This window comes from Roseibium sp. ROS1, from assembly GCF_054658215.1.
Genome location: NZ_BAAGIG010000001.1, coordinates 1440258 through 1463491 on the forward strand (window position 1 = coordinate 1440258; position 23234 = coordinate 1463491).

The window sequence follows — 23234 nt, forward strand, 5'->3', positions numbered from 1 at the left end:
GGCCGGAGCCGCCCTACTTCTACCCAAGGGTGTATTTGCAAATCAACCGATAATGGCGTTGAGCGTTGCGCTCGGACGCATGACGGCGTTCACCTTTTCCTGCGGGGCATGGTAGTAGCCACCGGTGTCGGCGGGTGAACCCTGAACGCCGTTGAGCTCGGCAACAATCGCATCTTCCTTGGCAGAGAGCGCTTCGGCGATCGGTGCGAAATGCGCCTTCAGCTCGGCGTCCTTGTCCTGTGCGGCCAGTGCTTGTGCCCAGTAAAGCGCGACGTAGAAGTGGCTGCCGCGGTTGTCCAGGCCACCGACCTTGCGGGACGGGGACTTGTCATTGTCGAGCAGTTTCTCGACGGCCTTGTCAAGCGCGTCCGCCAGAACCTGTGCCTTGTCGTTGCCCTTGACGTTCGCCAGGTGTTCCAGCGATGCACCGAGGGCACAAAACTCACCCAGGCTGTCCCAGCGCAGGTAGTTCTCTTCCATCAGCTGCTGAACGTGCTTGGGAGCGGAGCCGCCTGCGCCGGTTTCGAAAAGACCGCCACCGTTCATCAGGGGGACGATGGACAGCATCTTTGCCGAGGTGCCGACTTCCAGGATCGGGTAGAGGTCGGTCAGGTAGTCACGCAGCACGTTGCCGGTGATGGAGATCGTGTCTTCACCGCGGGCGATACGCTCGGTGGAATACTTCGCCGCATCGGCCGGAGCCATGATCTGCAGGTCGAGCCCGGAAGTGTCGTGTTCCGGCAGATAGGCTTCCACCTTCTTGATCAGTTCCGCGTCATGAGCGCGGGTCTTGTCCAGCCAGAAGACACCCGGCATGCCGGACAGGCGAGCGCGGGTGACTCCGAGCTTGACCCAGTCGCGGATCGGGGCGTCCTTGGTGCGGCATGCGCGCCAGATGTCACCTTCTTCAACGGCATGTTCGATCAGGGTGTTGCCGGCAGCATCGACGATGCGGATGGTGCCGTCAGCCGGAGCCTTGAAGGTCTGCGGATGCGAGCCGTATTCCTCGGCCTTCTGGGCCATCAGGCCGACGTTCGGCACGGTGCCCATCTTGGCCGGATCTAGCGCGCCGTTTTCGCGGCAGAAGTCGATCACGGCGGAGTACACGCCGGCATAGGAGCTGTCCGGGATCACGCACTTGGCGTCGCCTTCCTTGCCGTCCGGGCCCCAGCCCTTGCCGCCTGCGCGGATCAGGGCCGGCATGGAGGCGTCGATGATGACGTCGGAAGAGACATGCAGGTTGGTGATGCCCTTGTCGGAGTTCACCATGTACATGGCCGGGCCGTTGTCGAGAGCGGCCTTGATGTCGGAATTGATCTCGGCGGCCTTGTCGGCCGGCAGCGTGGCGACCTTGGCTTCCAGATCACCGATGCCGAGGTCCGGGTTGACGCCGAGCTCGGCAAAGGTTGCGGCGTGCTTGTCGAAGACGTCCTTCAGGAACGCCCGCACACAGTAACCGAAGATGATCGGGTCGGAGACCTTCATCATGGTTGCCTTCATGTGCAGCGAGAACAGGATACCCATGTCCTTGGCATCCTGGATTTCCTTTTCCAGGAACGCGAACAGCGCCTTGGCGCTCATGTAGGTGCCGTCGACGACGTCGCCTTCGTCCAGGGCAAAGTCGCCCTTGAGAACCGTTGCGGTTCCGTCCTTGCCGACGAATTCGATCTTCGCCTTGCCCGCGGAGCTGGCAGAAACGGTCACCGACTTTTCGTTGGAGAAGAAGTCGTTTTCACCCATGGTGGCGACGTGGGTCTTGGAAGACGGCAGCCATTCACCCATGCGGTGAGGGTTCTTCTTGGCGTATTCCTTGACTGCTTTCGGCGCGCGGCGGTCAGAGTTGCCTTCGCGCAGCACCGGGTTCACGGCAGAGCCCTTGATCGCGTCATACTTGGCCTTGACGGTCTTTTCCTCGTCCGTCTTCGGCTCGGACGGATACTCAGGCAGCTTGTAGCCCTGGGCCTGAAGTTCCTTGATGGCGGCGTTGAGCTGGGGCTGCGATGCCGAGATGTTCGGCAGCTTGATGACATTGGCGTCCGGCTGCTTGACCATTTCGCCGAGGACCGCAAGATCGTCGGACTGCTTCTGTGCGTCCGTCAGATACTCGGGGAAGTTCGCCAGGATACGGCCTGCGAGGGAGATATCCTTGGTACCGACGGTCAAACCGGCTGCCTTGGTGAAGGAGCGGATGATCGGCAGGAACGAGGCGCTGGCCAGTTCCGGTGCTTCGTCGACCTTGGTGTAGATAATGTCGGCCATGACAGTCACATTTCCTAGCGTTCGAACTGTGGACGGGGAGGGCGCTCAGGTGGCCCTCCGATGAATTTCGAATTGCGTATACAATTGTACGCAATCAATTGAAAGCCCTTCGGAAGGAGTAGGGCAGCAACTTGAGGGGAGTTCTAGCAAACGGATTGGAAAAGTCCATTGTGAGGACGCTGAAAGCTGACCGGTTCACATCAAGGGGCATGTATAAAGATCTGTATGATCGGGTCTTTCTCGTCCTCTGGATGGTTTAGGCAGATGCGTGTTTCATTCCCGGGCAGAGACGTGTTCAGGCCGCCAGAACGCGGCGGCCCCTTCGGGGAAGCCTGTCAGCACCCGATCGAGCTCCCGCTCGTCGATTGAAGACCGGCGCAGGGCCGCCGCGATATCTTCGATTGCGCTGTCCGGTGCCAGGTTGTGATGCCTGCGGACCGACTTGACTTCGCGGATCAGTGTTTCCCGGTCTGGGAAGGCAGGTGGCAACAGGCCGGACGGATGCCAGTCCTCGACGAAGATCGCCCGGGTCACGGCCGGAAGAATATTGGCGAAAGCAAGGGCCTGTTCCGTCGTCAGATGGTCGCGGAAGGTATGCAGCACGGCGCGCAGCGTGTGATAGGCCTGATGATGGGTCTGCAGCATGCAGGTGTCACGAACATCATGGATGAAGGCATCAAACTCCACCGATGCGCGGAAATAGGTTTGCGGCATGGGCATTCATGTTCACTCTCGTTGTGCCTTTTTGGTTTTACATCCTTTCCGCCGAAAAGCGGGAGGTTTTCGCACGAACCTTTGCAAGAGGGGCGATTGGCGTCCGAATGCACAATTCTGTGGAGCTGTGGGCTTTCCTTTAAGTCTTTTCATCGGGCGTTCCTTCCGCTAAATCCCCGCTTCATGAGCAAGAATGCACACATCAGAGACGAAGCCCGCGCCGTGACCGCCAAGCCGCCGGCAGTGATCCTTTGCGAGCCGCAGCTTGGCGAGAACATCGGCACGGCGGCAAGGGCGATGGCGAATTTCGGTCTGGTGGATCTGCGCATCGTCAACCCGCGCGACGGTTGGCCGAGTGAGAAGGCAAGAGCCGCGGCAAGCCGGGCGGATCACGTTATCGACAAGGTGCAGGTTTTCGACAGTGTCGAGGCGGCTATTGCCGATCTGCAATTCGTCTTCGCCACCACGGCCCGCTCGCGCGAAGTGCCCAAGCCTGTGCGGGGGCCGGATGAAGCTGCCAAAAAATCCGTCGAACTTGGAGAACAGGGTGCCGCGACCGGATATCTGTTCGGCCGAGAGCGCTGGGGTCTCAACAACGAGGAAGTGGCTCTCGCCGACGAGATCGTCACGCTGCCTGTAGATCCGGATTTTGCCTCGCTGAACATTGCGCAGGCAGTGCTGGTGTGTGCCTATGAATGGCGCAAGACCGCGACGTCCGGTGCATTGCCCTTTATCCTGTCGGAAGAAGTGCATCCACCGGCGAAGAAGGACGAAGTGCTGCGTTTCTTCGAGCATCTGGAAGGGGCACTCGACAAGGCAACCTTCTTCCGTCCGCCGGAGCGGCGGCCGCATATGGTGCGCACGCTGCGCAACATCTTCCAGAAGGCCGAGTTGACCGACCAGGAAGTGCGCGCGCTGCGCGGTGTCGTGGCCTCGCTGGAAAAACGGGAAACGCGACCGCGCAAGGACAGATCAGGTTCAGGCAGCGAAGAATAGAGGCAGATCTTGCAGGGTTCGGGGCCGGTACTCTTTTTCGATTCAGGTCTTGGCGGGCTCACGGTGTTGCGCGAAGCGCGATATCTGCTGCCTTATGAGCCGCTCCTTTATGTCGCCGACGATGCGGCCTTTCCCATCGGCCGCTGGCCGGAAGCGGAATTGAAAGAACGGATCGTATCCCTTTTCGACGATCTGATTGCCGAACACGGCCCCAAGGCGGTGGTGATTGCCTGCAATACAGCCTTCACGCTCGCAGGGGACGCCTTGCGAGAGAGACATCCAGACGTGCCTTTTGTCGGCACTGTTCCGGCAATCAAGCCGGCGGCGGAGCGCACCTCCTCCGGGCTGATCTCGGTTCTGGCAACGCCGGGCACGGTGCGCAGAACCTATACACGAAGCCTGATCGAGAGTTTTGCCAGCCAGTGCCATGTCCGGCTTGTCGGATCGGACAAGCTGGCGGAACTGGCCGAAAAACATCTGCGTGGCGACACCGTCTCCGACGCAGATCTTCTGCCAGAAATCTCTGACTGCTTCCTGGAGCAGGACGGCAAGCGGACCGACATCGTCGTGCTGGCCTGCACCCACTATCCGTTTCTTGCCAACCGTTTCCGCAGGATTGCTCCCTGGCCGGTCGACTGGCTGGATCCGGCAGAAGCCATCGCCCGCCAGTTGGTCCGTGTTCTGGGGGAGGGGGCCGCAAGTGAGCCTTCGCGCCATCTGCCAGATTGGGCGATCTTCACCTCCGGCACGAAGGATGCGGGGGTGTCACGGCTGTTGGCCGGGTTTGGCCTGGTACTGGACTGATTGGCAGCGCAGTCGCACGGGCCTTTTTCCCTGGCCATCGGTCGCCGGGATCGAGCCACACAGCAGCACAAGGCATCATCCCGAACGTGCCCTCCTATGAGAGGTGCGCTCAGAGCCGTGTCCCGCCGGTCAGGTGAGAAAGCGGAAAGTGTTTCCTGGGACGGGTAGAAGTGTGGCTTGGCCTCACGCAGCCAGGCATTTGACGGCCAGGCCGTCGTCGGAGCGCTTGGCTGCGCGCTTCAGTTCCATGATCTCGTGGTTGAGCGTATCGGGATGCAGCGTCAGGCCCTTGGGCAGGCTGAGGATCGATATGGAACACTGCAGCAGCGGGAACTGCCGCGTCGTGCCGAAGCGGTCCTGGGCTTCGATGAAGCCGCGTTCCCGGTGCTCGGGTTCATAGAAGCTTTCGACATCCAGGCGGAATGCACGTTTCAGCGCCAGCATGCGCGCAGCAACATCTGTCTGGTCGACATTCTGGAAACCGGCGAAGAAATCGTCCCCGCCGATATGGCCGTAAAACGTGCCTGATCCCGAAATATGACGCTGCAGCAGTTCGCTGAACAGAATGATCGCCCGGTCGCCCTGGCGATAGCCATAGGTGTCGTTGAACGGCTTGAAGTTATCGAAGTCGAAATAACACATGTGCCGGTCGTACGTGCCCTTGCGCCCGCTTTCGGCAATGAACCTGGAAATAGCGCCATTGCCGGGCAGGCGGGTCAGCGGGTTCTGGTCCTGCGCCTCCTGAAGACGCTTTTCGTGAATGATCTTCAGGAGAGACGTGGCAGACAGGAAACCGGCATAGCGGAAGTTCTCGGTGATGATGATGCCATCCGAATTGATCGAGGAGGCAAAGGTCACCAGCAGCATGTCCGCATTGGAATCGATGTCGGCGATCGGGCAGGCGCGCACAAAAGAGCGCAGCGGGAAATCGAGGGCCGCCTTGGCATCGTCGTCGTCCGGTGCGCCCGCATAAAGATAGGCTTTCAGGTCGCGTTCGTGGATCAGGCCGCGCGGCTCGTTGTTGGCATCCACAACCGGAACCACACTGGCCTCCTGGTTATGGACCACCATGTCGAGCAGGTCGTTCATGGAAGCGTTCGACTGGATGGTCGGTACCTTGATCAGCTCGTTGCGGATCCGGTCCAGCTCCTCCCGGCGCTTGCGGCCGACACCCGGCGCGCGCACATGGTCATAAAAGAGCTTGGCGGAAGAAGCTTCCTGGAACGGCTTGGCGACGAAGTAGCCCTGGATCAGGTCGCAGCCGGCTTCCCGGCAGGCCTTGAACTCGCTCTCCGTTTCAACTCCTTCGGCAATTACCCTTGCGCCCAGCACGTGCGCCAGGTTGGCCACCGTGGTGACAAACAGCTTGCGCCTGGCGTCGCAATCGATGCCGTTCAGGAAGAAACGGTCGATCTTGACGTAGTCGGGCGACATGTCGTGCAGCAGACGCAGCTCGGAAGAGCCCCGGCCGAAATCGTCAAGCGCGATCAGGAAACCCAACTGGCGCAGGTCGTTGACGGCGTGGTGGGTAACGTCGGTGAAGGTCTGTTGGTGCCGCTCGGAAAATTCCAGGCAGATCTGGTTCACCTGCAAGCCGGCTTCCGCCACAAGGCCTGCCAGCCGCATGCGCGGATCGTTGTCCTGGCCGAGGTCGCGTCCATCCAGCTTGAAATAGAGTTTGGTGCCCTGGGCGATCTTCAACCTGCCGAAGCGGTTCATCGCCTTTGCCAGAAGATGGGCCTCCAACTGGGGCAGATATCCTTCGGCGTGGGCAAAATCGATCAGTTCGTCAGGAGATTGCGCACCGACAAGATCGCAGTTCCGGATCTGGGCCTCGTAGCCGTAAACAACACCGGTGCCGATATCGACGACCGGCTGAAGGGCATAATCCAGTTTCGCCAGCGTGTCCTTCGGCGTACGACAGAGCAAGCCGGGCGCTTCCGGAACTGTCTGAAGAACTGGTTGACGATTCGCTGACATTCTAGATCCTATTGCCGAGGTCCGGCCGATAAGCTTCCGTTGTTTGATGGGGTCTCGGAACAGTCCGTTGCACTGATATTATTCGCTATGGTTGCAACGGCGATTGCATAGTGAAAAGCTGCAATTAAAAATCTCTAAATGTATGCATTGTTTTCCCCATTTTGTGGACGCTACGTCATAAATTATGGCAATGAATTCCATCTGAACCGTTAAATATGCCTGCTTGTCCGACAAAATAAGCAGAATTGGCCGGGTTTGGCGGGTCTTTTCCGAAGCGGACCGGGTGCACGGATTGACATTTCAAGGCTCTGCCTGTATCTCCGCGCGGTCCGGCAGACAATGTCTTCCGGATCTACGCACCCGTGGGCATCCGGCCGGCGCCGTCTAGCCGGGTCCCTGTCGATCTGACCTTTCCGTCGCAAGACGGGTTGTGACGATAAAGGAGGGCGCGTTTCCTTTTAAATAACAACGCGAATTCAAAGGAAACCGCGATGTCGAAGCGCCATAGCGTTAAGTACAAAATTGACCGCCGGATGGGCGAAAACATCTGGGGTCGTCCGAAGAGCCCGGCCAACAAGCGTGAATACGGCCCGGGTCAGCACGGCCAGCGCCGCAAGGGCAAGCTGTCCGACTTCGGTGTTCAGCTCCGCGCAAAGCAGAAGCTGAAAGGCTACTACGGCAACATTTCCGAAAAGCAGTTCCGCAAGGTTTATGCTGAAGCGTCCCGTATGAAAGGTGACACTTCCGAAAACCTGATCGGCCTGCTGGAGCGCCGTCTGGACGCCATCGTCTACCGTGCGAAGTTCGTCCCGACCGTTTTCGCAGCACGTCAGTTCATCAACCACGGCCACGTGAAGGTGAACGGCAAGCGCGTCAACATCTCGAGCTACCAGATCCGTCCGGGTGACGTGATCGAAGTTCGTGAGAAGTCCAAGCAGCTCGCCCTGGTTCTGGAAGCAACCCAGTCCGCAGAGCGTGATGTTCCGGATTATATCGACGTCGACCACAACAAGATGACCGCGACCTACTCCCGCGTTCCGGGCTTCTCTGACGTACCGTACCCGGTACAGATGGAACCGAACCTGGTGGTCGAGTTCTATTCGCGCTAATCAGCGCCGAATACGGTTTGACGGAAAGGCCCGCCTCTGGCGGGCCTTTTCTTTTTGCCGGCCTTTGTTTGAGGCGGATGCCGGGCGTCAGATGTCGTTGCGCGGTATTCGAAGAACCTGACCCGGGAAAATAACGTTTGGACTGCTCAGGATGTGCTGGTTGGCATCGAAGATCGGCTGATAGTCGCTAGTGCCATACTGGTCTTGCGCGATCTTGGTCAGGGTATCGCCCGACTTCACCGTGTAGGGCTGCCAGCCACCGTATCCCGCCAGGATCCTGGGGCCGAACAGGACAGGGATGACGACGGACGGGCCATTTTCGTTGCCGGTGTCGTCGGCCAGGGTCAGGAACAGGCGATTGAGCTGAAACTGGTTGGTGTCCGGGATATCGATATATCCCTGGAACTGCTTGAGGCCGAGAGAGCCTACCTGGGTGAAGGAGGCATATTCGTCGTGTCCTTCGGAAACCCGAATGCTCAAGGTTCCTTCGAATGCGGTCGCATTGCCCGCGATCAGTATTCTTGATCCCACCAGATCAAACGGCTGTGGTTGCTGAATATCCAGAGTTACAGTCATATCAATACCTTCCGCGTAAAAAGTCTCAGGTATCTTCCGCTGCCCCCCAGCCGGCTTTGACAAGGGTACAACGTTTTGGCGGAAAACCGATAGATGCAACTTTACCGGGGGTCTGCGCTCACGGCTGGAGACCCCCGGTCTTGGTGGATTTGCCCGGCCGCATTTCGTCGGTCAGGGCCAACGACGGTTATTGAACCCCGATTTCCTTGTAGTAACGGGCAGCGCCCGGGTGGAACGTGGCCGTGCCGAGTGTCTGTGCGGCATAGTCTGGCGACAAGGCCTTGGCCCAGGGGGCATCGGTTGTGATGCTGCCAAGGTTTTCCCAGAAGGCCTTGGTGATCCGGTAGACGAGTTCTTCGTCAAGGTCCGCACGCACACCGATCCCGACAGCCGTGTCGTTGGACATGACCGGACCGTCATTCACCTGGTTCTCGTAGAGACCTGCCGGAATTTCAGCCCGCTGGCGGAACTTGCCGAGGAACTTGTCGACTTCTTCACCCTGATCGTCTTCCGGCCCGATGAAGCGGACTGTCTCGGTTTCGGTGAACTGGATGAACTGCTGGCACGGGTCGATGCAGCCGTTGACATACATTTCCACCTTGCCGTCCAGGAAGGACTGGAAGCCGGTTGCCCAGTTGGCCTTGATGGCGTCGTAGTCCTCGCCGGCGACAAGTCCGGTGGTGGCCTCGATCCAGCCCTTGGCTGCGTTGTACGCACCGCCACCTTGCGGTCCGAGGAAGACCGTTGCACCTTCGATGTCATCCAGAACGGTGATGTCGCTGTCTCCACGAACGGCGAAGTGATACTGGCCGTAGGGGAACCACATCAGCACCTGCACATTCTTGGCAAGTTCCGGGGCTTCCGGCTCGTTCTTGTACATGGCCGCACCGTTACTCATCAGGATGTGGATGGTGGGCGAGATCATGTACATGTCGAGATTGCCGCGAGCGGTTTCCATCTGGTGCAGCGTTGCCGCGCCGCCGCCGGCGACTTCGATGGAAACATCATCGAGCTTGTCCGTCACGATGTTGGCGAAGGTCGCCATGGTGATTGCCTGACCGAGGCTTGGCTCGATGGTCTGCATCTTGAGCGTGGTGTCTTGAGCCGACGCAGAGCCGGCCAGCATCAGGCCCGCAAGGGCTGTAAAGGCAAATCGTTTCATTCCGTCCTCCCGTGGAAAATTGCTCTTTTCATTGTGATGGATTGGGCGCGGCGGCAGGGCTCCGGTGCCGCATTGCGTGAAAGGCGAGGTCCGCCAGGGTCAGAACCGCGGCTGCACCGGCAATGGCCACGTTCGGCACCAGAACCAGCAGGCCGAGGCAAATGCGCAAAATACGCTCCCAGTACGGCAGGCGCCCCCGGTCGAACCCGGCTAAAGCGGAAGCGATCGACCACATGGCGAGCGCGAAAGCGGCGATGATCCAGAAGAACGCTCCCCAGGAGACTGTCGCGAGATCGACCATCGCCTTGCTGTCCGGCGCGCCGGTGCCGAACCAGGCGAACAGCACCTGCAGCTTGTAGAGAACCGCCGGGTGATAGACGAAGACAAAGGGGATCAGGAAGCCGGCAATGCCGATCCGGGCGGCTTCGAAACCCGTGCGGATCGGGTCTGCCCCGGCAATCGGGGCGGCGGCAAAGGCGGCGAGCGCAACGGGCGGGGTAACCGTGGACATGACCGCAAAGAAGACCACGAACAGGTGCAGCGTCAGTTCGGGGATACCAACCGCATCAATGCCGGAAGAGAGCGCGATCACGATAATGAAATAGGTTGCGCCAGGCGGCAGACCCATGCCGAGCACGATGGCGCCGAGGGCAACGACCACCAGTACGAGCGGCAGCGGCCCGCTGGCGAGCTGTGTCAGCAACAGCGCAAGGCGACCGGCAAAACCGGACACCTGGATCAGGCCGACGATCAGTCCGATCGCCGTGACGATGACGACGATCGTAGCCGCCATGCGACCCGCGTTGACGAACGCCTGCCAGAGGCGTGTGCGGGACCGGAATTCGCTGAACAGGACCAGCGCGGAGACGATGGCGGCAACAAAGCCGTAGAACCCCGCCTTGGGTACGGACGGCTGGCTGAACAGGAAATAGGTAAGCACACCCAGTGGCACGACAAACACGAGGCACTGCACCCATTCCTTGCCTGTCAGTGGCGGCCGTTGCTCTTTCGGCAGGGCCCCGATGCCAAGACGCCGGGCCTCGAAATAGACCGTCAGGAAGGTGGCGAAGTAGAACATGATCGCGGGCAGGATGACGGCCACAACGATGTAGCGGTATTCCAGCCCGATCTGTCCGGCGACGAAGAAGGCGACAACCCCCATCACCGGCGGCATGATCTGACCGCCCGTGGAAGCGGCAGCTTCCACAGCCCCGGCAAAGGCCGGTTTGAAGCCGGACTTCTTGATGACGGGAATGGTCATCACGCCGGTGGAGACCACGTTGGAAATCGCGGCGCCGGAAAGCGTGCCGAATAGGGCGGAGGAGGCGACCGCCGCGTGAGCGGCACCGCCGACGAGCCCGCCGGTGAGCCGGTTGGCGATCTTCAACAGCAGGTCGCCCGCGCCCGAAGCCATCATCACCGCACCGAAAACGATGAAGATCAGCACGCTGCCGGAGACGACCTGCAGGGGCTGACCGAACTGGCCACCGGTCTGGGCCCAGAAGTTCAACACCATGGCGCGCAGGCTCTGCCCGAATGTGGAGTCGGATCCGGCCAGAATACCGGTCCAGTCCGGCAGGTAGCCACGAATGAAGAAATAGACCACCCAGAATAGGCAGAACGCGACGATGAAGCCGCCGAACATGCGCCAGGTCAGATAAAGTGTAATGGCGGTGGCGATCGGGAACATCACGAAGTCGATGGGGCTGGCGCTTGGCAGCGCACCGCCGTCAGTCGCGAAGATCTTTAGCATCCAGGACACAAAGGCGGCGAGCGCAAGCAGCGTCAGCGCCCAGTTGAGCCAGCGCCAGACGCGGCCCCGGTGCAGTGTCAGCAGACAGATGGCAAAGGAAAAGACGATTGGCAGCCCAATGATCAGCCCGGTCGGCAGCAGAAAGGATCGTTCAAACGAGCGGTAACCAGCCCCAAGCCAGTGGTCGCGAAGCAGGGCGCGCTGATCGCGGCGCGACAGTTCATCGAAGCCTTGTGTTGTGGTCTCGATGAACCAGCGGACAAAATCCGTGATCGGGCCGGAGGCCGCATAGGTAACGATCACGAGCACGAAAAGCACGGCGAGACAGTCGGCAATCCACTTGTCGCTACGGGCAATAGCCGGGGTGTCGCCTGTTGCCGTGCTCACCTCAACGTCCTCCCTTTTCGGGCGAAACATGATCCTGCAGGGCAGGGCCGCGATAGGCCTCGGTCAGTTCCTCCGGCACTTCCGATCCATCCTTCAGGAACGGAAGAATACCGCGCCGGGCGGACTTGCCGCGCATGGCGGCGATATCGGCATCCGACCGCGTCACACGCTGCGACATACGCCGGCCCCAGCGGGCCAGAAGGTCGTACATGCGGTCGATCTCGGCCTCATGGCCGTCGGCCTTGGCCAGGTCGTGGAATTCTTCCGGGTCGTTCTCAAGGTCGAAAAGCATCGGCCGGAAACCGCCTTCGGCATGGATCAGCTTGTAGCGGCCGTCGAACACCATGAAGAGACGGGCATCCTTGGTGGTGACGCCAAGGGAGGCGCACATGGGGGTGACGGAATAGTCGTATTCGCTGATGACCGCCTCTCGCCAGTCGGGCGTCTCCCCGCGCAGCCAGGGGCTCAGACTGCGGCCTTCCAGAATGTGACCGGCTTCGACCCCGCCGGCAGCTTCCAGAAATGTCGGGGCAAGGTCGATCGCCTCCACCAGTGCGTCGCAAGTGGTGCCTCTTGTGGCATCGGCTTCGGATCGCGGATCATAGACGATCATCGGGATCTTGACCGAAGGCTCGTGGAACAGGTCCTTTTCGCCGAGCCAGTGGTCCCCGAGATAATCGCCGTGGTCGGAGGTGAGCACGATCATCGTGTCCTCCATCCGGCCGGTCTCTTCCAGGTAGTCCAGGAGCCTGCCGAGCTGGTCGTCGCATTGCTTGATCAGGCCCATGTAGGCGGGGATAACCTTTCGGCGCACGTCGTCCTGCTGGAAGGCGGCCGCAATCTTGTTGGCCATGAAGGCCGCGTAGACAGGGTGGGCGTTGTCGCGTTCGACATCGGCGCGGATCGCGGCGGGAACGTGGTTCTGCCCGTACATGTCGTGGTAGGGCGCCGGCACGATGTATGGCCAATGGGGCTTGATATAGCTGACATGCGCGCACCAGGGGGCAGTTGCCTGTTCAATGAATTCGATCGTGCGGGTCGTCAGCCAGGGTGTTTCGCTGTCTTCCTCGCGGATATTGGCGGGCTTGTCCGCATTGTCGAACATCCAGCCGGACGCCTTCTCGCCGTTTTCGACGCCGGCGTTGGCGAAATCCGCCCAGGGGTTCTCTCCCGCATAGCCGCGGGACTTGAGGTATTCGTTGTAAGGCGAACGTTTTTCGTCATAAAAGCCGTCCGGCCCTTCGCCCCAGAGCCCGTCGTCCCGCACCCAGACATCAAATCCGCACTCGGCCTGCCGGGCACCGATGATGCTGTCCGGGGACAGCCCCAGCCGGGTCATGCCTTCCGCATCCACTTTCATGTGCGTCTTGCCGATAAGCCAGCAGTCCATGCCGGCCTTGCGCAGGTGATCGCCGAGCGTGTGTTCGCCGACCCGGAGCGGGTAGCCATTCCACTGTGCCCCGTGGGAGGACGCATAGCGCCCGGTGTAGAAGCTCATCCGGCTGGCGCCACATATGGGGGATTGCACATAGGCGTTGGTAAAGCGCACGCCCCTGGCGGCAACCCGGTCAAAATTCGGTGTGTGCAGATACGGGTGTCCCGCGCAGCTCAGATAGTCGAAGCGCAGCTGGTCGTACATTACGAACAGGATATTCACTCAGATGTCCTCCCAAGGTGCCGCTTCTGCGGCCTTCTTGGGGGGAAGATTAGCACTCCGGAGGTATATCCCTCAATTAACCCGAACTCATGGACATAACTCCAGGTTATATTCAATCATGTCTGGGGAGCGCAATTGCGGCCTTCTTCGCGAACGATGTCTGCAAAGGCGAGGGCCGCAGGCGTCAGCAGCCTTTCCTTGGTCCAGGTAAGGGCAATATCCACCGTCAGCATGCTCAGGTCGACAGGCAGCGCCGTCACGGACCACCGTTCCCTGACCTCGTCCACAATGAGCGATGGAAACGAACAGACGATGTCGGACTGTTCCAGAACGGACAGAATACTGAGAATCGAATCGGAGCGGATAACAGGGGCGGGCCCTTGCAGACCGTGCAGGCGGAAGAAGTCCTGAAAAAGAGGGCGACGGCTGCTCGGGCCGATAACGGCCCATCGTGCGTTCAACAGGTCCTGCGGTTTTGACAGGTCCTTCAGGTAGGACTGCTGGCCCGCGAGGAAGGTCACCGATGTCGTCAGCAGCGGTTCGACATGAAGCCCCGCCTTGGGCTGTCCGTCAGGAGCCGGGCCGATGACGAAATCCGCTTCGCCTGACCTCAGCGCGTGAAAGGCCTTCGGGGCGTGGCCTCCGGTGATGTTCAGCTCGATGCCCGGAAACCGGTTCTGAAACCGGCGCAGCACAGGAGGAATGATCTTCAGTGCGGCGAGCGGCGACACCACGACCGAAATCATGCCGACATATTGCCCGCGGGACTGGGCGACATCTTCCGAAAGCTTTTTCAGGTCGCTTTGGATGCGGCGACAGCGGTCGATAACGGTCTGGCCTTCCAGTGTCGGCACGATGCCGCTCGGCACCCGGTGAAACAGAACAACGCCGAGATCGCCCTCGATCTTCTTCAACGCCTTGGTGATTGCAGGCTGAGATTTTCCAAGGACCTTCGCGGCGGCCGCCAGGCTTCCAAGGGTCGCGACAGCGTCGATCAGTTCCACATACTGGGCTTTCACGCCATGGGCCTTCCGGTTGATTTCTGGCAGTGCCAGACTGTGCCAAAGTTCGGTTGATCAGGCTACAGAACGCTGCATTTCGGCTTGGGACAAGGGGCGGAAACCGCCGTTATCGGGCTTGCAGCAGGTGCTGGTACTTGCTCTCATGGTTTTCGCAACAGGTGTGATCAATTCCATTTGGTTATCGGTCGATCCTGTCTTCCCATTATTCTTGGCAACGGACTTTCACTAGGTTCCCTTAGGTGGGAGTTGACGTCCGTCGCCGGTCGTCGGTCCCGTCAAGTGGAGGAGACATCAATGAACAAGATACACAAGGGCCTTTGTGCAGGCCTGCTCGCGTCCGTCTTTGCTTTCGGTGCGCTGCCCGCGCAGGCCGAGACCTATATCGTTGCCGTTGGCGCGGCTTCCAACAGCTTGCAGGGCCGCAGCGCGCAGAAGTTTGCCGAGGAGCTGCAGGCGCGCCTCGGCGATGCCGACAAGGTCGAATTCTATGCCGACGCGCAGCTGGGCGACGAGAAGGAGCTGATGCAGAAGCTGCGTCTCGGCACCGTGCAGTTCACCCTGATTTCGTCCATCATGACCAACGTGGCGCCGGAATTCGCCCTGTTCGACATGCCGTTCCTCGTCAAGGACCGCGAGCATCTGAAGGCCATCGATGCCAATCTGGTCAAGACGGAACTGGCTCCCAAGGCTGAAGCCGCCGGTCTTCACGTGATTTCGACCTGGGAAAACGGGTTCCGCCAGATCACGAACAACTCCCGCCCGATCAACACACCGGCCGACCTGGACGGGCTGAAGATCCGTACACCGTCTTCCGAGTGGCGTGTCGCGATGTTCAAGGAGTGGGGCTCCAACCCGACGCCGATGGCATTTTCGGAAGTGTTCGTGGCCCTGCAGACCGGCACGATGGACGGGCAGGAAAATCCGCTCACCAACATTGTAGGCGCCAATTTCCAGGAAGTTCAGAAGTATCTCAGCCTGACAGGCCACGTCTATTCGCCGACCTACCTGACGACGGGTGCCGGAACCTGGGGCAAGCTGCCGGAAAACGTCAAGACGGCCGTATCCGAAGTTGCAGCTTCGGTGCAGGACTGGTCGCTCAATGAAGGCGAGACTGCGGACAGGGAGCTGGTCGACAAGGTGCGTGCCGCCGGGGTCGAGGTGAACGAGGCCGACAAGTCCGCTTTCATCGCAGCGTCTGCGCCGATCTACGAAGCCTTTGCAGCAAAGGTTGAGGGTGGCGACAAGCTGGTGGGGCTGGCGCAGAGCCTTGCCGACTGATCAAACAAGACACTGACAAAACAGCCGGCCGGGTCAACCGGCCGGCAATTTCTCTGGGAGGAGCCATGATTGCTTTGTTCGAGCGCCTTTTGTTGCGCGCAATCGAGGCTGTCTGCATCGCACTTCTGCTCGCCTTGACGGGAGCGGTCATCTACTCGACGACAATGCGCTACCTGGGGGCTTCGCCGTCCTGGTACGACGAACTGGCCAGCGTGATGCTGGCGTGGTTGACCTACTTCGGCGCGACCTACGCTGTCTTCATGCGGCATCACATGTCCTTTTCCGGCCTGGTGACTGCCATGCCGAGAGGGCTGGCGGTGGCCTTGACAGCCTTTTCGGAACTGCTCGTCATCGCCTTCTTCGCAATTGTTGCCTGGTACGGCTATGCGGTTCTGGCGGTTGCCAAGTGGGATTCACTCCTCAGCCTTCCGTGGATGACGCTCGACATCGTGCAATCGGTCATCCCCATCACCTCAGGTCTCATGATCATCGGAACGTTGCTGACGCTGCCACGCACTCTGCGCGACGCTGCCGCCGGGGTTGATCGGGAACACGCGGAAATCGAACACGCAATTGCCGAGGCTGAAGAAGAGGCCCAGGCCATGCACGCACGGGAGGGCACGCGATGATCCTTCTTCTGACAACAATCGTCCTCATCGGTCTGATCCTGATCAACGTGCCGATTGCCGTGGCAATCGGGATTGTCGCTCTCGGCGGGTTCGTCCTGACTTCGGGTACGGACCGGCTCTACGACATGGCCATCGCGCTCTATTCGGGCTCGACCTCCTTTCCGCTGATCGCCATCCCGCTGTTCATCCTTGCCGGCAACCTGATGAACACGTCAGGCATTTCCGTCAGGCTGATCAACTTTGTCACTGCTCTCATCGGCTTTGTCCGGGGCGGGCTGGGCATGGTCAACATCGGTGTCTCGATGGTCTTTGCCGAAATTTCCGGGTCAGCCGTGGCCGATGTGGCCGCCACCGGTACGGTGCTGATCCCGGAAATGAAGAAACGCGGCTATTCCCGGACGCTTGCGGCGGCAATCACCTCGTCTTCGGCGTCCCTTGCCATCATCATTCCGCCGTCCATTCCCATGATCCTTTATGGTGCAATTGCGGAAACTTCGGTGCTGAAGCTGTTCGTGGCCGGTATCGTTCCGGGCGTTCTCGGCGGCGGACTGCTGATGATCGTCACCTACATTCTGGCAGTTCGCTACAACCTGCCGCGCGCCGAAGGCTTCGACCTTCGCCACGTTGCCAGGACCTTCCGGGAAGCGTTCTGGGCGCTCACCATGCCGGTGATCATCCTGGGCGGCATATTCTCCGGTATCGTGACGGCAACGGAAGGCGCCGGGCTGGCGGTGCTGGCCGCCCTGGTGATCGGCCTGTTCATCTACCGGGATCTCGATGTCCGGCGCCTGCGCAAGACCATGCTGGAAGGTATCAGCCAGACGGGTGTGGTCATGCTGCTGGTAGCAACATCCGCCGCGCTGGGGCTGTTCCTGACGCAGGCCCAGGTGCCGCAGCAACTGGCCGCGCAGATCACCGAACTGACCACCAATCCCTTCATCGTGCTGGCTTTGCTCAACCTGCTCTTGCTGGTGCTCGGCATGTTCCTGCACGGGGCGGCAGCAATCATCCTGGTCGTACCGGTGGTCATGCCGCTGGTGAATGCGGTTGGCATCGACCCGATCCATTTCGGCATCATGGTGACACTCAACCTTGCCATCGGTCAGCAGACACCGCCGGTCGCCTCGGTGCTGATCACGTCCTGCTCGATTGCCAAGGCGGGCATCTGGGAAACGTCCCGTGCCAACCTGCCGTTCATCGGCGTGCTCGCCCTGATCCTGCTTCTGGTGACCTACGTTCCCCAGGTTTCCCTTGCTTTGACGGAGTTTATTCAATGACGACGCCCAAACCGCGTTTGGTTCTGACCCTTGGCGACCCGGCGGGTATCGGCTCTGAACTGGTCGCCCGGCTTCTCGCCGAGGAGGAAGCCCGCCAGGCGGCGGATATCCTGATCCTTGGAGACGAGGCAGAGCTGAAAACCGGCATGGAGATCGCCGGTGTCCGTTTCGACTATCAGGTCGTCTCATCGGCTGCGTTGCCCGAGCAAGGGTCCGGGGTTCCGGCATTCCTGCAGGTTGGCAAGGCTCCGGAAGGTGGCTGGAAACGTGCCGAGGTGAGCGCGGAAGGTGGCGCACATTGCCTGGAAACGCTTGGCATGGGGGTCGACATGGTTCGGGCAGGCAAAGCGGATGCGCTGGTCTTTGCCCCGCTCAACAAGGCATCACTTCATTCGGCCGGCATGAGCCAGTCGGACGAGCTGCACTGGTTTGCCGACCGGTTGGGCCACAATGGCAGTGTCTCGGAACTCAACGTGATGGACGGTCTATGGACCAGCCGGGTAACGAGCCACATCGCCCTGCGCGATGTTGCCGACCTCATCACCGAAGACAAGATCATCGAGGCTGCGCGGCTGATCCATTCGGCCTTGAAGGATGCCGGGTTCGAGAGCCCGCGGATCGGTGTTTGTGGCCTCAATCCGCATAATGGCGACAACGGCAATTTCGGGACGGAAGAAATCGAGATCATCACGCCCGCAGTCGAACGTGCCAAGGCGCTGGGCCTGCCTGTGGAAGGGCCTTATCCCTCCGACACCATTTTCCTGAAAGCGGTCGCCAAGGAACTCGACGCCATCGTGACGCTCTATCACGATCAGGGGCAGATCGCGATCAAGCTGCTGGGCTTCTGGCAGGGGGTGACGGTGCAGGGTGGTCTGCCGATCCCGATCACCACACCGGCACACGGAACCGCCTTCGACATTCGCGGCAAGGGAACGGCCAATGTCGGCCCGATGCGCAACGCCTGGAACATCGCCTGCGCCATGGGAACGCGGCGCCGGACCTCCCGAATTTCCAATTGAGTGGATCAGTCATATGAAAATCAAATCCGTACGCACGCGCGTCTGGACCTGGAAAGGTCCGACGGTCCCGCCGCAGGGCAACTTCTGCACCAACGCTTCAGATGCCCTGTGGATGAAGGGCGATGCCATGTCGTCCTTTCGCTTTCACCAGTGGCTGACATGTGAAGTCGAGACGGAAGACGGCACAATCGGTATCGGCAACGCGGCCTTGTCTCCCTCGGTCGTCAAGAAGGCCATCGACGACTGGTATGCACCACTGGTGATCGGCGAAGACCCGTTCGACTATGCCTACATCTGGGAAAAGATGTACCGGCGCAGCCACGCCTGGGGGCGCAAGGGGATCGGCATGACGGCTATCTCGGCCATCGATATCGCGATCTGGGACCTGATGGGCAAGCTGGTCGGCAAGCCGGTTTTCAAGCTTCTGGGCGGTCGCACCAAGGAAAAGATCCCGGTTTATTATTCCAAGCTCTACGCCGGGTCGATCGAGGCGATGCAGAAGGAAGCCGAGGAGGCAATGAAGGGTGGCTACAAGGCCTTCAAGTCCCGCTTTGGCTTTGGCCCCAAGGACGGCATGCCGGGAATGCGGGAAAACCTGAAGCGGGTCGAGGCGGTTCGCGAGGTCATCGGCTACGACAATGACCTCATGCTGGAATGCTACATGGGCTGGAACCTCGACTATGCCAAGCGCATGTTGCCGAAACTTGCTCCTTACGAGCCACGCTGGCTAGAGGAGCCCGTGATTGCGGATGACGTTGCCGGGTATGCCGAACTCAATGCTATGAACATCGTGCCGATTTCCGGTGGCGAGCACGAGTTTTCGGTGATCGGCTGTGCCGAGCTCATCAACCGCAAGGCCGTCAGCATCCTGCAGTATGATACCAACCGGGTTGGCGGCATCACGGCGGCGCAGAAGATCAACGCCATTGCCGAAGCTGCCCAGATCCCGGTCATTCCCCATGCGGGTCAGATGCACAACTACCATCTGACCATGGCCAACACGAATTGTCCGATCAGCGAGTATTTTCCGGTGTTCGATGTCGAGGTCGGCAACGAGCTCTTCTATTACATCTTCGAAGGCGACCCGGAAGCCGTGGACGGCTATCTGCAGCTCGACGACGATCTGCCCGGCCTCGGCATCACGATCTCGGACAAGCATCTCCAGCATTTCGACATTACCGAGTGACCTTTCGGGTTTCCTGCTCCGGCCCGCAAGCCGGGGCAGGAAGCTCAACCATTATCCTCAAAGACAAAAGCACGTAGCCCCATGACCCCTTATTCCGGTATCTGGCCTGTCGCCCCGACCCCCTTTCACGAAGACGGTTCGCTTGATGAACCGGGAATGCGCCGCGTGCTGGATTGCCTTATCGACCAGGGCGCGGATGGCATCTGCATCCTGGCGAATTTCTCCGAGCAGTTCCTGTTGTCGGATGCAGAGCGCGAGTTGCTGACACGGCTTTGCATCGAGCATATCGACGGCCGCGTTCCTGTCATCGTCACGATCAGCCATTTCGCGACACGGATCGCGGTAGAGCGGGCGAAGCTTGCCAAGTCGCTTGGCGCAGCCATTGTCATGATGATGCCGCCCTATCACGGTGCTCTTTTGAAAGGGAACGCCCAGCAGACGTTTGATCAATTCGCTGCCGTTGGCGAGGTCGGCATTCCGATCATGATCCAGGATGCGCCCCTGTCCGGCGTCGACTTGCCGGTGCCGCTTCTGGTGAAGATGGCCCGCGAGATCGAGATGGTGAAGCTCTTCAAGATCGAATGCCCGCAGGCTGCCAACAAGTTGCGGTCTCTCATTGCTGAAGGCGGCCCTGCCATCGAAGGCCCATTTGATGGCGAAGAAGGCATCACGTTGCTGGCGGATCTGGACGCAGGCGCGCGCGGATCGATGACCTCGGGGATGATCGTCGACCAGATCAAGCCCGTCATCGAGCTCTATCACGCGGGCCAAACCGACGAGGCAGCAGATGCCTATGCGCGGGTTCTGCCCGTCATCAATCACGAGAACCGCTTGTGCGGCTGGCGCTCCTGCAAGGCGGCGATGGTCGAAGGCGGTGTCATCAAATCCGATTTCTGCCGGCATCCGATCGACCCGCTGCCGCAGCCGGTCCGCGAGAGGCTACTGACGCTTCTGCGCCGGCTCGATCCCCTGGTTTTGCGCTGGGGGAAGTGAGGAAAACTCCGGGGCGGTCAGCCGCCGTTTGATCCACCTTGAGACATGAGGCCGGGTATTTGACTGTCTGGAAAGGAAAAAATCCGGTATCGATTGAGACCGCCAAGCGGGTACGCCAACGACTGAGCGGATCGATCGATATGCATGGAACCTTCGACATGGCGATCCTGTCTCGCCTGCGGTTCAAACAGCTTGCCCTTGTGGCGAGCCTGGAAGTCACGACCAATCTGCACGAATCCGCGCGCGAGCTGAACCTTTCCCAGCCCGGGGCGACAAAACTTTTGAAGGAAGTGGAGGACACGCTCGGGGTCACGCTGTTCGAGCGTCTTTCCAGGGGAATGAAACCAACGGCCTATGGCGTGGTGGTCGCCCGGCATGCCCGCCAGATCATTTCCGAGACAGGGCGGCTGAAGGCGCAATTGTCGGCGATGCAGCGCGGCGAATATGGCAAGGTGCGGCTTGGCGCGATCATGGAAGCCTTGCCGGGGCAGGTATCCGAGCTGCTGATGAACCTGATGGAAACCAATGTCGGTCCGCAGATCAGCCTGATGGTGTCGACTTCCGACAATCTCATTTCCGCGCTCAACGAAGGTGCGCTGGATATCGTGCTGGGGAGGCCGGTGGAACATCTCGACATGACCGGCATTCGCTTCGAACCGCTCTGGCAGGAGAGGCTCGCTGTCGTGGCGGCGCCGTCGCATCCTCTGGTGCCAAGCAAACAGCTCAGTCTGGTGGATCTTGGCGATTTCAGCTGGATCCTTCAGCCAAGGCCCAGCCCGATGCGCATGTCGATCGAGCTTGCTTTTGCTCATGCGGATCTGCCCGCACCGCATTACGGCCTTGAAACGTCGTCGATGCTGATGACGACGCTGGCGGTCGGAAAAAGCGACATGCTGGCCGTTCTGCCGCAATCGGTCGCCGACTACTATCAGGAAAACGGCCTGATCCGGATTCTGCCGGTCAGGCTGGAAGAGCACATGAGCCGATACGGGCTTTTGATCCCTAACAAGGATGAATTCGACCCGGAAGTCGAGGCCCTGGTCTCGCTCATTCGCGCCTCTGTCTGACCGGGAAGGGGAAACCCTCCCGGCCGGTCTTTTCTGGTCAATACTCCTGGGTCAGACGATCCCGCCGCCGGCCCCGGAAACTTCCGGGCGGATCTCCGCGACCTTCTGCCGGTATCCGGCACTCCGGTAGGCCGCAACAGGGTCGACAGCGCCGCCGTTTTCCAGTCTTGCCATTGCCAGGATCGGCTCGACATCGGTGCGGAAAGCGGTTTTCAGCGTGGTTGTCGCCATCAAGGCGTCATTCGTGTCCTGAAAACCTTCCAGGGCAGACCTGTCGACCAGCAGTGCCTGGGCATAGGCGCGCTGCACCTCCATGGCGGAGACCATCAGGCTTTCGATGGGGTCGGTCACATTGTGAGACTGGTCGAGCATATGCGCCGGGTCGAAGCCGGGCGCCTTCCGCGTTTCGGCGTCCACCAGTTCGTTGAACACCAGGAACAACCGATACGGGTCGATGGAGCCCGTATCCAGATCGTCATCGCCATACTTGCTGTCGTTGAAGTGGAAACCGCCGAGCTTGCCGAACTGGATCAGCCGGGCAACGATCATCTCGATATTGGCGTTGGGGGCATGGTGGCCGAGATCGACAAGGCAGTAGGCCTTCTCTCCCAATTCCTGCGCGATCATGTAGTTGGTGCCCCAGTCCTGCACCACGGTGGAATAGAAAGCCGGCTCATACATCTTGTGCTCGGTGAACAGCCGCCAGTCGTCCGGCAGTTCCGCATAAATGGCTTTTGCCGCGTCCAGATACCGCTCGAACTGACGTGTGAAGTTGGCCTGGCCAGGAAAGTTCGATCCGTCGCCGATCCAGATGGTCAGGGCACTGGAGCCGATGGCCTTGCCGATCTCGATGCATTCCAGATTGTGTTCGACGGCCTGCCTGCGCGTGCCGGCATCCGTATGGCTGAGCGAGCCGAACTTGTAGGAAAGAGGCTGGCCGTCCTGATCCTGAAAGGTGTTGGAGTTCATGGCGTCAAAGCCAAGCCCGAGCGAACTTGCCTTGGCCTTCAGCTCCGCCGGGTCGGCCTTGTCCCAGGGAATGTGCAGCGAAACGTTTGGTGTTGCGCGGGTAAGCTGCTGGATGACGCTGCAATCTTCCAGCTTGTCGAAGATATGGCGTGGTTCGCCCTTGCCGGGAAACCGCGCAAAGCGCGTGCCGCCGGTGCCGACACCCCAGGACGGCACCGCGACGCCATAGGCGGCGACCTTCGCCTTGATGGCATCGATGGAGACGCCGCGCCGGTCGAGCCTTTCGCCCAGGGTTTCATAGTCACGCTTCAGGTCGGCTGTGCGGGTCTCGTTTTCCCCGGCGACCAGCGATGTGTCGATCATCATGAGAAGATCCTTTCCTGCCCGAAGAACCTCA

Annotated in this window: 19 protein-coding genes; 10 read left to right on the plus strand and 9 right to left on the minus strand. The window is 60.2% G+C overall.

Annotated features, from left to right (window positions below; all coding sequences use genetic code 11):
- Positions 1 to 42 precede the first annotated feature (42 nt).
- On the minus strand, positions 43 to 2259 hold the full coding sequence (locus ACYQ6M_RS06540; protein ID WP_460072825.1) for an NADP-dependent isocitrate dehydrogenase: 2217 nt from the start codon (positions 2257 to 2259) through the stop codon (positions 43 to 45).
- 273 nt (positions 2260 to 2532) lie between these two features.
- Positions 2533 to 2979, minus strand: a complete 447-nt coding sequence (locus ACYQ6M_RS06545; RefSeq protein WP_168684233.1) for a DUF2267 domain-containing protein — start codon at positions 2977 to 2979, stop codon at positions 2533 to 2535.
- A 177-nt stretch (positions 2980 to 3156) separates the two neighbouring features.
- Between ACYQ6M_RS06545 and ACYQ6M_RS06550 the strand changes: the two genes are divergently transcribed.
- Positions 3157 to 3969 carry an RNA methyltransferase gene (locus ACYQ6M_RS06550; RefSeq protein ID WP_023000834.1) on the plus strand — a complete coding sequence of 271 codons (813 nt, stop codon included), beginning with the start codon at positions 3157 to 3159 and terminating at the stop codon, positions 3967 to 3969.
- A gap of 9 nt (positions 3970 to 3978) precedes the next feature.
- Positions 3979 to 4773: a glutamate racemase gene (murI, locus tag ACYQ6M_RS06555; protein WP_460072828.1), complete on the plus strand. Its 795-nt coding sequence runs from the start codon at positions 3979 to 3981 to the stop codon at positions 4771 to 4773.
- A gap of 183 nt (positions 4774 to 4956) precedes the next feature.
- On the opposite strand, the gene ACYQ6M_RS06560 is transcribed toward murI, so the two are convergent.
- Complete coding sequence (locus ACYQ6M_RS06560; RefSeq protein ID WP_023000836.1) at positions 4957 to 6753, minus strand: EAL domain-containing protein; 1797 nt, start codon at positions 6751 to 6753, stop codon at positions 4957 to 4959.
- 491 nt (positions 6754 to 7244) lie between these two features.
- Here ACYQ6M_RS06560 and rpsD point away from each other — a divergent pair, with 491 nt between their 5' ends.
- Entirely contained in the window at positions 7245 to 7862 is a 618-nt protein-coding gene (gene rpsD / locus ACYQ6M_RS06565; RefSeq protein WP_023000837.1) for a 30S ribosomal protein S4, read from the plus strand.
- 87 nt (positions 7863 to 7949) lie between these two features.
- Here rpsD and ACYQ6M_RS06570 read toward each other — a convergent pair whose 3' ends face one another.
- The 5 genes from ACYQ6M_RS06570 to ACYQ6M_RS06590 all read right to left on the minus strand — a co-directional run bounded on the left by ACYQ6M_RS06570 (position 7950) and on the right by ACYQ6M_RS06590 (position 14416).
- Complete coding sequence (locus ACYQ6M_RS06570) at positions 7950 to 8438, minus strand: LysM peptidoglycan-binding domain-containing protein (RefSeq protein ID WP_055655105.1); 489 nt, start codon at positions 8436 to 8438, stop codon at positions 7950 to 7952.
- Between the two features lie 187 nt (positions 8439 to 8625).
- Positions 8626 to 9600, minus strand: coding sequence for a TAXI family TRAP transporter solute-binding subunit (locus ACYQ6M_RS06575; RefSeq protein WP_229004258.1), 975 nt, complete (start codon positions 9598 to 9600; stop codon positions 8626 to 8628).
- Positions 9601 to 9628: 28 nt separating this feature from the next.
- Positions 9629 to 11740 (minus strand): TRAP transporter permease, encoded by a 2112-nt coding sequence (locus tag ACYQ6M_RS06580; protein ID WP_460072832.1) that lies wholly within the window; start codon positions 11738 to 11740, stop codon positions 9629 to 9631.
- Position 11741: 1 nt separating this feature from the next.
- Positions 11742 to 13397, minus strand: coding sequence for a sulfatase-like hydrolase/transferase (locus ACYQ6M_RS06585; protein WP_460072834.1), 1656 nt, complete (start codon positions 13395 to 13397; stop codon positions 11742 to 11744).
- A gap of 116 nt (positions 13398 to 13513) precedes the next feature.
- Positions 13514 to 14416 (minus strand): LysR family transcriptional regulator, encoded by a 903-nt coding sequence (locus tag ACYQ6M_RS06590; protein WP_168684220.1) that lies wholly within the window; start codon positions 14414 to 14416, stop codon positions 13514 to 13516.
- Positions 14417 to 14713: 297 nt separating this feature from the next.
- Here ACYQ6M_RS06590 and ACYQ6M_RS06595 point away from each other — a divergent pair, with 297 nt between their 5' ends.
- The 7 genes from ACYQ6M_RS06595 (at position 14714) to ACYQ6M_RS06625 (ending at position 21868) form a co-directional block, all read left to right on the plus strand.
- The gene (locus ACYQ6M_RS06595) at positions 14714 to 15697 is read left to right on the plus strand and encodes a TRAP transporter substrate-binding protein (RefSeq protein ID WP_023000843.1); all 984 of its coding nucleotides are present in this window, start codon (positions 14714 to 14716) and stop codon (positions 15695 to 15697) included.
- 65 nt (positions 15698 to 15762) lie between these two features.
- Positions 15763 to 16326 (plus strand): TRAP transporter small permease, encoded by a 564-nt coding sequence (locus ACYQ6M_RS06600; RefSeq protein ID WP_023000844.1) that lies wholly within the window; start codon positions 15763 to 15765, stop codon positions 16324 to 16326.
- Positions 16323 to 17603 (plus strand): TRAP transporter large permease, encoded by a 1281-nt coding sequence (locus ACYQ6M_RS06605; RefSeq protein WP_023000845.1) that lies wholly within the window; start codon positions 16323 to 16325, stop codon positions 17601 to 17603. Before ACYQ6M_RS06600 ends, ACYQ6M_RS06605 begins: the two co-directional genes overlap by 4 nt.
- Positions 17600 to 18622, plus strand: a complete 1023-nt coding sequence (locus ACYQ6M_RS06610) for a 4-hydroxythreonine-4-phosphate dehydrogenase PdxA (RefSeq protein WP_168692690.1) — start codon at positions 17600 to 17602, stop codon at positions 18620 to 18622. Before ACYQ6M_RS06605 ends, ACYQ6M_RS06610 begins: the two co-directional genes overlap by 4 nt.
- 13 nt (positions 18623 to 18635) lie before the next feature.
- The gene (locus tag ACYQ6M_RS06615; RefSeq protein ID WP_460072838.1) at positions 18636 to 19808 is read left to right on the plus strand and encodes an L-rhamnonate dehydratase; all 1173 of its coding nucleotides are present in this window, start codon (positions 18636 to 18638) and stop codon (positions 19806 to 19808) included.
- An 81-nt stretch (positions 19809 to 19889) separates the two neighbouring features.
- A complete protein-coding gene (locus tag ACYQ6M_RS06620) occupies positions 19890 to 20801 on the plus strand; it encodes a dihydrodipicolinate synthase family protein (RefSeq protein WP_460072840.1) in 912 nt (303 codons plus the stop codon).
- A gap of 59 nt (positions 20802 to 20860) precedes the next feature.
- Positions 20861 to 21868, plus strand: a complete 1008-nt coding sequence (locus ACYQ6M_RS06625) for a LysR family transcriptional regulator (RefSeq protein WP_023000849.1) — start codon at positions 20861 to 20863, stop codon at positions 21866 to 21868.
- Between the two features lie 51 nt (positions 21869 to 21919).
- On the opposite strand, the gene rhaI is transcribed toward ACYQ6M_RS06625, so the two are convergent.
- On the minus strand, positions 21920 to 23203 hold the full coding sequence (gene rhaI, locus ACYQ6M_RS06630; RefSeq protein WP_460072842.1) for an L-rhamnose catabolism isomerase: 1284 nt from the start codon (positions 23201 to 23203) through the stop codon (positions 21920 to 21922).
- Between the last annotated feature and the right edge of the window lie 31 nt (positions 23204 to 23234).